Annotated in this window: 10 protein-coding genes; 3 read left to right on the forward strand and 7 right to left on the reverse strand. The window is 49.5% G+C overall.

Annotation, left to right across the window (positions count from 1 at the left end; genetic code table 11):
* From CKL79_RS21455 to CKL79_RS21465, 3 genes are all read left to right on the forward strand, one after another.
* Positions 1-381: transposase (locus CKL79_RS21455; RefSeq protein WP_170944147.1), on the forward strand; the 381-nt coding region annotated here is incomplete at its 5' end.
* Positions 382-555: 174 nt separating this feature from the next.
* The gene (locus tag CKL79_RS21460) at positions 556-1,230 is read left to right on the forward strand and encodes a hypothetical protein (RefSeq protein WP_121971578.1); all 675 of its coding nucleotides are present in this window, start codon (positions 556-558) and stop codon (positions 1,228-1,230) included.
* 195 nt (positions 1,231-1,425) lie between these two features.
* Positions 1,426-2,289, forward strand: coding sequence for an inositol monophosphatase family protein (locus CKL79_RS21465; RefSeq protein WP_121971579.1), 864 nt, complete (start codon positions 1,426-1,428; stop codon positions 2,287-2,289).
* Positions 2,290-2,393: 104 nt separating this feature from the next.
* On the opposite strand, the gene CKL79_RS21470 is transcribed toward CKL79_RS21465, so the two are convergent.
* The 7 genes from CKL79_RS21470 to apcD all read right to left on the reverse strand — a co-directional run bounded on the left by CKL79_RS21470 (position 2,394) and on the right by apcD (position 7,879).
* Positions 2,394-2,621, reverse strand: coding sequence for a hypothetical protein (locus CKL79_RS21470; RefSeq protein WP_121971580.1), 228 nt, complete (start codon positions 2,619-2,621; stop codon positions 2,394-2,396).
* Between the two features lie 253 nt (positions 2,622-2,874).
* Positions 2,875-3,885 (reverse strand): AI-2E family transporter, encoded by a 1,011-nt coding sequence (locus CKL79_RS21475; protein WP_240519029.1) that lies wholly within the window; start codon positions 3,883-3,885, stop codon positions 2,875-2,877.
* 55 nt (positions 3,886-3,940) lie between these two features.
* A complete protein-coding gene (locus tag CKL79_RS21480; RefSeq protein ID WP_121971582.1) occupies positions 3,941-4,261 on the reverse strand; it encodes a DUF2288 domain-containing protein in 321 nt (106 codons plus the stop codon).
* 75 nt (positions 4,262-4,336) lie between these two features.
* Entirely contained in the window at positions 4,337-4,975 is a 639-nt protein-coding gene (locus CKL79_RS21485) for a lysophospholipid acyltransferase family protein (RefSeq protein ID WP_121971586.1), read from the reverse strand.
* A 292-nt stretch (positions 4,976-5,267) separates the two neighbouring features.
* The gene (locus CKL79_RS21490) at positions 5,268-6,695 is read right to left on the reverse strand and encodes a chlorophyll a/b binding light-harvesting protein (protein WP_121971583.1); all 1,428 of its coding nucleotides are present in this window, start codon (positions 6,693-6,695) and stop codon (positions 5,268-5,270) included.
* A gap of 126 nt (positions 6,696-6,821) precedes the next feature.
* The gene (locus CKL79_RS21495; protein WP_121971584.1) at positions 6,822-7,307 is read right to left on the reverse strand and encodes an allophycocyanin subunit beta; all 486 of its coding nucleotides are present in this window, start codon (positions 7,305-7,307) and stop codon (positions 6,822-6,824) included.
* 98 nt (positions 7,308-7,405) lie between these two features.
* Positions 7,406-7,879 (reverse strand): allophycocyanin subunit alpha-B, encoded by a 474-nt coding sequence (gene apcD / locus CKL79_RS21500; protein ID WP_121971585.1) that lies wholly within the window; start codon positions 7,877-7,879, stop codon positions 7,406-7,408.
* Positions 7,880-9,121 lie beyond the last annotated feature (1,242 nt).

The raw sequence follows: 9,121 nt of genomic DNA on the forward strand, positions 1-9,121 counted from the left end.
GTCATTGACCTAGACAATGGGCCTGCCGTCAAAAGCCAGCGCACCCAGTTCATCAAGCGCATGGCGCAGTTTGCGCAGCGCGAGCAGATGAAGATCCGCCTGGTTTACTATCCGCCTTATCACAGCAAGTACAATCCCATAGAGCGCTGTTGGGCGGCGCTAGAAAACTACTGGAATGGCGCTATCCTCGATACCGTTGAAACAGCCTTACGATGGGCGGCAAACATGACTTGGAATGGCTTCGAGCCCATGGTTGAGCTAGTCGAGGCGACTTATCCGAAGGGTGTCAAGGTGACCAAAGATGAGTTAGAGCCGTTTGAGCAACAGTGGCAGCGCTCTGAGACGTTGCCTAAGTGGGATGTGACGATTGTTCCGATATGAACGGTAGATTATTTGTTTGCGAGTCCCTTAGGCAGAATTATTTCTCCCTAATCTAATATGTTGGGGAATTAGGTGGAATATTTCCCTCTAATAATAAGTTAGGCTGCATAACTACTGATGAATACATGAAAAAAGAGGGAATATTTTAAAGAAAGTTTCCCATTAATTATCTATATGTCTTCTGAAATTCAAGATGAATATGCGCTTGTGTTAGATAGCTTGATGCCATCATTGAGAAATTCGTATGAGCAAATGAAGATATTATGTTCTTCTGATTCGAATTTCGACTATTCTCAAGCTATTGCTAATCGGTTACGTGCTTTTTATCTTGCACAATTGGGAACAAAAGAGTTTCTTGACAAGAAAGTTGCTCAAGCAGGTTCGGACTTTTTCGTAGAGACAATCCTCTTTTTTATGAAGCTGTTCAATGATGTAGAAGATCTTGGGCTTGAAATTAAGTCAGAACAAGCTATACAGCGCAAACGTAATTCTCTACGTCCTGATATAACAATTTGGCGGGGATCAGAATTGCTCGCTGTAATAGAATGTAAAACACAACTTGGGTGGCACCGCCACAATTGGGATACTCATTTCAAGGATCGTGAGAATAAAATAAAAGAGTCTTTCCCAAAATCTCAAATATTTCTTGTGGTAATGAGTGGTAGCAACTGGCGGGGTTTTGGAAATGATCCAAGAGTCGGCAAGCAGTTATTTTGTCTACTAAAAAGTGGTACTTGGCCTACCACTTTATCAGTTAACTATGATGAAGCTGTAATAGAGACTCGTATTGAAAAGCTGTTTCATCAGCTTGTGAATTTACGATCTGATACCTCCTGCATAGCTGTCTAACAAGTAGCTATACCCGAAACGGGTCGCTCTCTACCGGTTATAATGCAAAGTGCGATCGCCAATCTTGTAGAATGCGTTAGTGCTAGCGTAACGCATCATCCCATGCAGTTTTTAGATTGATCTCGTTCTGCATAGAAGGTCTATTATGATCGCCTTCACAAACCTACAATAAAGGCATCCATTATAGGAATATCGATGCCGACCCCTCCCTCACCCAGAGAGATATTAGCCACGCTGCTGCCTTTTCTCAAAGTAGCCGGAGCCTATGCTCAGCAAATTCAGCAGCGAATTGCTAGCCATCCTGACAAGTTTGAAGATGGCCACCTCTTTAGCAACGCCCTGACCGATGCCGATCTCTCTGTGCAAACCTTCGTAGAAGTCGTGCTGCTGGCTAAGTTTCCCGATCTGCGCTTTTACGGCGAAGAGTACGAAAAGTCTTACAATACCAAGTATTTTCGGGCTATTGACTTAGGCCCGCAGGGCGACTACCTGATTACGCTTGATCCGATTGATGGCACGCGCTACTACACGGATGGGCATGACAATTACATGATTATCCTCACCGTGCTCAATGCCGACGGGTTTGAAGCGGCCCTGGCGCTGAGCCCAGCTAAAGACTGCTACTACTACGCGCTACGGGGCGAAGGTACCTTCAAAGGTAAACTGAACGACAGCTTAGATCAGTGTCAGCCGCTAACGGTCACGAACCCCACCGAAAAGGTGTTTTTGGGCTGGCAGATTAGCCCAATGGCAGAACAGGTGCGATCGCATTATCCCGTCGTCAATATCAACACAGACTACTCCGCCGAGACTGTCGTACCGTCGATCAACGGCCTGCTCACAGGAGAGATTTCCGGCGCTATCTTAGCCAGCGGCCAGTTTATCGACACCGCTGCCCTCGCCTTTATGGCCAAGGAGATGGGCTATCATCTGACGACCTACACCGGCAGTCCGCCGCCAGCCCTATCGGCCTGTGAAGACTACCGTTGGCCGGGGCTGATCATCTCGGCAACAGAAAGTATGCAGCAAAAGCTAATCGAGATTATGCAGTCTGTCTAGCTTTTGTATTTAGCCATAGAAAAAGCCCGAACAAATCCTGGCAAGCGCCCACTAGAGAAATGTTCGGGTTTTTAAGCTAGGCGAGATGACCGCAGACAAGGGGCTTATCCTTCGCCACCCTCGCCGCCTTCACCGCCTTCACCGCCTTCTTCTTCCATCGGTGCTTCTTCTGTTTCCTCCATTGGGGTGGTCTCTTCTATTGGTGCTTCCATCGCATCGCCCTCGCCTTCGACGGCGTCTCCCCCTTCCGTTGGCCCGCCACAGGCAGTCGCTAATGAAGCAACCAAACCAAGAGAGAGAAAGAGTTCAGCAGCCTTTAATTTCTTCGCCATACGTCGTACTCAGATGAGGTAAATAGTTTTCGAGTTCATATTCTACAAGTGATGACACCCAATATCAATAGTATCGAAAACGCAAATCGAAAAAACTATCGTCAAGCTGCCGTAGCTTGATGCCTCATAGTCGGAGCTATTAGCAATCTTGCTCGGGATAGATTTTTAAGCAGGTGAGTCGCCAGATAACAAGCAATCGCTTACAGTGTTAATAGGAATAGTTACAGACAGTGATAGCAGCGCGGAACGGGCGCTAGCTTTTATCTGAAGGTGGCGGTGCGACTGCCTTACCTTTCATCTCGTCGATTTCTAGCAGGCTAACCACAATACTTGCAATGGGAATAGAGAGAAAAATACCCAGCAGCCCGGCCAGTCGCGCCCCGACAATCAGGGCAAAAAACATCACCACCGGGTTGATATTGAGCGAGTCTTGCATAACGCGCGGCATCAGCAAATTTTCTTCTATCTGCTGTAGCACCACGCAGATAAGAACAGACTTTGCGGCTAGCACTACGCTCTGAGAGAGCAAAAACAGCATCACGATGCCAATGCCTATCGTAGAGCCAATGCCTGGGATAAGATCGAACATGCCTGCGATCACAGCTAGCGTCAGCGCATAGGGCACTTTAAAGATCAGGAACGTCACTAGGGTAGCAGAGCCAAAAAAGGTAGAGAGCAGCAGTCTGCCGCCAAAGAAACCCAGCAGACTACTTTTGACGGTCTCTGTGACCCGGTGACGATAGACTGACGGTACCCTTCTTAGCAGTAACTGCCAAAGGCGATCGCCATCTAGCAGCATAAACAAAGTCACTACCGCGATAAAAATCAGATACAAAAAGTTGGTGAGCAGGGCCTGCACCAGACCAATGCCCGCCCCTAGCAAAACCGCCGCCTGGTCTCGCAGCTGAGCGCCGATGGATTGCAAATCGACCTGCAAGTCCCACTGTTGTAGCCACTGTTCTAATGATTCAAGGCGAGGCGAGAGAGAAGTCAGAAATTCGGTGACATTATCAATCAGGGGCTGCCCCTGAGAGAGCACAGCCAGGCCAATCGTGGTTACGAGGCTGCCAATGACCGTAAGCGCCACGATAAACACCGCAAACACCGCCACATTGTGCGGCACAAACCGCCGCAGCCAGCGCACCGGCTGGCTCAGCAAAAAAGCTAAAATCGTCGCTGAGGCAAAAATCACGACGACAATTTCAAAATAATCTAAAACCTCGATGGCCGCCCAGCCGCAGGCAAACAACAACAGATATCTCAAGAGGGAGGAGTTGTTAAAATATTTCAAGAGCAGATGGCCTTGCCAGTCGGCACGTCTATGAGGGTGGGTCGGGGAGAGCAGCGTTTGCTGAGGGATCTTGGACTAAGACAAAGGGCTGCACAATCAGCGAGGTCAGGCGTTTATTTTCGCGGCTCCAGACGGCGAGCTGCTCGGCATTGGGCTTGCCAACTAGCTGCTCGGTAATCCAGCGCGCGACGACTTGAGTATTGTCAGTCGCTAACGCCTCTCCCACCGCTAGCAAGTCTAGCTGCGAATTGACTACAACCACCGCGTCGCGCTGGACGTGGGGCTTTAGCCATTCCCACTGAACAGGCCCAACCATTTCTTTTAGCTCTGCGCGCAAGTCCTCTGCCATGAATGCTCTTAAACCGTTGACCACTAGCGATCGCCCACTAGCTATGAAGGCATTTTACCGCGTCAGCGGGGGCCGTTAGCGACCGAGGTCGTGCAGCGTGTGAATTTCGTCGGCGCAGCGTTGGGTGATGGCCTGGAGTTCGGCCTTATCTGTGGTGGCCGGAGGGGCGATCGCGTCTCCAATGCGAACCGTTACAGGCGCAGACCGGGGCAGCGCTGAGCCCTTGTGCAAAATTTTCTCAGTACCCCACAGGCTGACAGGCAGCAGCGGTACCTGAGCTTTCGCCGCAATCAGGGCAGCGCCCAGCTTTGGCCCCGGAACTCGGCCATCGGGAGTGCGCACCCCCTGCAGAAAAATGCCCACAGCCCAGCCATCTTCTAACTGCTTCAGGGCCGCCCTGATCGCGCTGCGATCAGCCGATCCGCGCTTGACCGGATACGCGCCGTAAGCCCGAATCGCCGGGGCTAACACCGGCACCTCAAATAGCGAGTCTTTAGCCATAAACGACACCGGCCTACGCAGGCAGCTAGACAGTACCGGCGGGTCAAAATAGCTAGCGTGATTGGCCACGACTATCAGCGGCCCTGCCATCGGCACCTTTTTGGCCCCATAGATACGTCCGCGCAGGTAACCATGCAGCATCGGGCTGACTACCGACCACTTAAACAGGTGGTAGAGAGCTAAGCTGATGAACGGTTCGCGATTTTGGGCCATGAGGGTCACCACAAGACTGCCCAAATCTTTGCACATTTCTTTGCATATTTTCTGGCCTTCTACACGGGATTGAAGGGAGGCAGCGGCCAAAGTTTGAGATAGGTGACTAATTCATGTCGTCGGTCAGACCGGCTGGCTTGTCTTGATTGTATTCAGGTGCCCAGGGAGGCAACCAAGGCCATTAGTCACATTCAGGAGCCGACTATGGTATCGGCTCCTGAATGTTCGCAGGAAAGATGTATCCGTACGCTGCTATCTCTTCTCGGGAACAGGAGATGTTCCCGATGAGTAGCTACCGAGGCTTGGGTTCGTAAACGACGGTCTCTATGGGTTGAGAATAGGCAGATGGCTTCGTCACTAATTTTTCAGGTTGCTCGTACAGACGCTCCGAGGCGTTGGCATAGCCAAACAAGGCCTTAACTTCAGATTTGTCTCGCTTAGCAGATTGATAGAACGTATTTTTTCGGAACTGATAGGTCGTCTGGTACAGGGTTTTTTCGAGGCCGTTAATAGCGGTCAGATCAGGCCGAGAAATTCTTTGGACAGGCCGATAAAAATGGTCCTCATCGGGCTGTTCTATTTTAAACCAAGGTTTGGCTTTAGCCTCTGGTATGCCGTATCTTAGCGCCGCAGCGGATCTGGGCTGCAACAGCTCTGAATGCTGATAAGCTAGCGTGGGGTTGTCACTGGCCGCAATCTGATTCTGCTTCCAGTTTTCTAGCACGCTGCTAATATCGAAGCCTGCCGCCCGTTGGAAGTGCCATAAGCCGCCCTGCAAGAAGAAAAAGGCTAAATAAAAGTGGGCATTCGCTAACCAGACGCGGCTGGTATATCCGTCGAGCAAGGTCGGTTGAGCCTCGAAATAACGTGGCAAAAATGACGATTTTAGTTCCAGAGTAGGGCCATAAAATTTTTCAGGATAGGCCAGCGAATCAAAGCCACAGTAATAAGAGGCCGCAAAGCCTGCGATCGCAATGCCAAACAGCGAGTAAGCTAAGATGCCATCTCCCGAAAAGAAGAAGAACCGCTTAACCCATCGAAAAGGGGGCACCAAGATGTGCCAAATGCCCCCGACAAACAACAGACCGGCAACATAGATATGCCCGCCGACTAGATCTTCCAGGCTGCGGACATCGAACAGATGCGTTCTATAGTCCCAAATAACAGCCGGGTCAAGCGTCGGCGCGGTGACCAGTCGGACTGATTCTGAGTAGGCATCATACAGCCCGCCAAAAGACTGCGCTTTGGCCACGAGCAGCAGCGCGCCGAAGCCCAAAAAGATGAGATGATGTCCCAAAATAAGGCCGAGCTTTCCAGCATCTTGCCATTCAAGATCAAACTTTGCGGCTCTTTTTGGGGCGATCGCCAAGCTAGCAGGTAGCTGAGTGTAGTGAAAGTAAGCGCCACCCGCCAATACGACAGCAGCCACCAGATGAATGGCCCCAATCGAAAACCAGACACCGGTATCGACAATAGTTCCATCTGAGCCGAGGCCCCAGCCCTCAGTCGCCAGATGGGGCAACAAGATCAGCCCTTGGGTGAAAAGCGGCGCATCGGGAGAGAAAACCGCTAACTCAAACAGGGTAAAGGCCCCAGCCCACAGCATAATCAGGGCAGCCTGAGCGACGTGGGCAACAATAAACGTATTAGAGAGATTGATAAATCGGGCATTTCCGGCCCACCAGGGATATCGTTCCTGGGTTTTACTAGAAGCGTACATGGCAATAGGTTGACTGCAGTAGGGATGGTCAGCAGGGGTCTACCCTTACAGGCAGACCCGCAGATTAAAAGGCTATAGAGTGAAAAGGCCCACAGATTAGAGACTCGTCAATTAAAAGCCAGCCGCCTAGCTCAGACCCGCAATAATATGGTCGAGGTAAACATCCATTTCTTGCCCTGCTTCAGCGCCCACTCGCTGGGTGACCACTTCCTTCATGGCCTGCACAGCCTGAATAGTCGGTTCAATCGGGACGCCCAGTGATGAGTAAGTCTCTTTTAACCCATTGAGAATTCGCTCATCTAAGATAGAGGCGTCAGCAGCCAGCATTGCATAGGTGGCATACCGCAAAAAATAGGTCAAATCTTGCAGGCAGGCCGCATAGCGTCGGGTTGGGTACATGTTGCCACCCGGGAGCGTAATGTCTCCGTACAGCAGGCTTTTTTCGACGGTTTTGCTAATAATGCTGGCAACATTGTCTCCAATCTGACTAGCCGCTTTAACCCGCAAAGCACCTGATTGGAGATATTGCCTGAGCTGGTCAAGGCCATTATCCTCCAGGTAGCGACCTTTCTCATCAGCAGGGTTAATTAGGGAAGTAATTGTATCTTGCATGGTGGTTTCTAGATTTGAAAACGTGGACTTCTAGCTAAAAGCATTTGCGTCTCAGCCCTTCCTCAGCTTCAGAGCCTGCAAGGGGAAAGGGGCAGGTCTTAAAAAGCCCGAATGAGCTGGTCAAAGTAAGGGCCAGCTAACGCAGCTTCTTCAGTACTTAAGACACCCATAGCAACTTGCTTTAAGCAGCGCATTGCCAGCTTTAGATTAGTCAGCGGGACGTTTAGCGAGACGTACATATCGCGCATTCCATCCAGGCCAATATCTTCTAAGGGCTTAGAATTACCGGCCAACACGCAGTAGCTCACCAAGCGGATATACCATCCTTGATCTCGTTGGCAAAGGGCAGTTTTTTGCTTGTCACCGCTATTGCTGGGGGTATTTGGGCACTGAGCCCAAAATCGCTGGCTGCCTTCTTCAACAATCTTTTGTTGATTCGCGGCTAACTTTTGGGCAGCGCTAAGCCGCGTACCACTGTCATTAAAAAAATCTTGGAGTTGAGTTAGCTCGGCGCTGCCTAAAAATCGGTCAGCACGATCTGACTGAGCAATCACTTTAGCTACGATACTCATTGACGAAACCTCCTATGGTTCGACTTTTTTGTTTTGAGGGAAAATCTACTTTTCCATGATTTCCAACAGGATAAAGCCTGAGGAAATTAGGCAAATCTCGAAAAAGTTAACGGTTGCCTCGGCAAAAACTAGAGATCTATTGTTTTACAACAACAGTACCCCACAGCTCTCGCCTGTACGAACATGAGCCCTCGCAAGTTATTGATTTATGGGATATCTACAACCTCTAAAATGGCTTTTAACAGACCGAGAATTCATAAGATTCGCCAAGAATTATGAACCTACCATCTTCTAGCTTGAGCTCTGCTCATCTCATGTGAAAGAACCGTCTACTTATACCGTCAACCAAAATGTGATAGGTATTTTTCACTCGTCTTTCTTTTATCAACCATAAAAGCCTTTGAACTTATGTGGCTAGTTTTTTAAAAGGCTAGACACATAAGTTCAAGGTTGTTTATCTTTGAGTGAAAAATTTTGAGGGCTTCAATTCTATGGATAGATATGGATAGATAGGTTGCCGAAAGCAATAGGGTGCCATTGTGCCGGATAGGAAACCCACATGCACCGATGGCGATTTCGTAAAAGGCACCGAAAAAGGCACATTGAGGAGGGGTCCGTTTTAGCTGATCGCATAGCCTAAAACATAAACCGAATGCGTTTTGGCTTCAAATTGTCGTGAGGGTATTTTTCGGGTTACTTCAAATCCCAATAGATGCCCCGCCAGGACAAGTAGGGAATCAGCCATCCAGAATTTTCATGGATTTGAGTGAAGCGAGTTTGATGTTCGCTGACGGCCTCAAAGATGAACGAGTGGCGATCGCAAGGATGTCTATCAGCTAGCGCAAAAGCTCATACCAAAACTTCAACTCAAGCAGTTTTCAGACGAGTACACCGATGAGTAGCGCTGCAAAGTTATTCACGATTACACCGTATTTGAGGCAATCCGCGCTGTAGCCATTTTTGTTTTTTATCAGGTACTAGACGGCAGAGAATTGAGCCAGCTTTGAATGCTTTGAGTAGTTGGATGATCGGGGCCGAGGGTGGATGGCGATCGCTAAAGCTTGAATGTAGAGCACCTCAGCCAAATAGTAACTTGAGTGTTGTGCTCTCATGAGAGAAAAATCATCATATCGCGTCTGAGGTAGACTAGGCGTTAGGTTCAAAGGTTTTGAGCAGGAGGTGAAGGATGCAGTTGCCGATTGTTGCGCCAGCGCCAGTGGTGAGCAAACATGCCGCAGCGTT

The organism is Leptolyngbya sp. BC1307, from assembly GCF_002286735.1.
Taxonomy (GTDB): Bacteria; Cyanobacteriota; Cyanobacteriia; order Phormidesmidales; family Phormidesmidaceae; genus Phormidesmis.

What these genes read in the sequence shown, in the direction of transcription:
- CKL79_RS21460 (WP_121971578.1), top strand. Translation starts at nt 556, where the DNA reads ATGTCTTCTGAAATTCAAGATGAATATGCGCTTGTGTTAGATAGCTTG.
- CKL79_RS21465 (WP_121971579.1), top strand. Translation starts at nt 1,426, where the DNA reads ATGCCGACCCCTCCCTCACCCAGAGAGATATTAGCCACGCTGCTGCCT.
- CKL79_RS21470 (WP_121971580.1), bottom strand. Translation starts at nt 2,621, where the DNA reads ATGGCGAAGAAATTAAAGGCTGCTGAACTCTTTCTCTCTCTTGGTTTG.
- CKL79_RS21480 (WP_121971582.1), bottom strand. Translation starts at nt 4,261, where the DNA reads ATGGCAGAGGACTTGCGCGCAGAGCTAAAAGAAATGGTTGGGCCTGTT.
- CKL79_RS21485 (WP_121971586.1), bottom strand. Translation starts at nt 4,975, where the DNA reads ATGGCCCAAAATCGCGAACCGTTCATCAGCTTAGCTCTCTACCACCTG.
- CKL79_RS21490 (WP_121971583.1), bottom strand. Translation starts at nt 6,695, where the DNA reads ATGTACGCTTCTAGTAAAACCCAGGAACGATATCCCTGGTGGGCCGGA.
- CKL79_RS21495 (WP_121971584.1), bottom strand. Translation starts at nt 7,307, where the DNA reads ATGCAAGATACAATTACTTCCCTAATTAACCCTGCTGATGAGAAAGGT.
- apcD (WP_121971585.1), bottom strand. Translation starts at nt 7,879, where the DNA reads ATGAGTATCGTAGCTAAAGTGATTGCTCAGTCAGATCGTGCTGACCGA.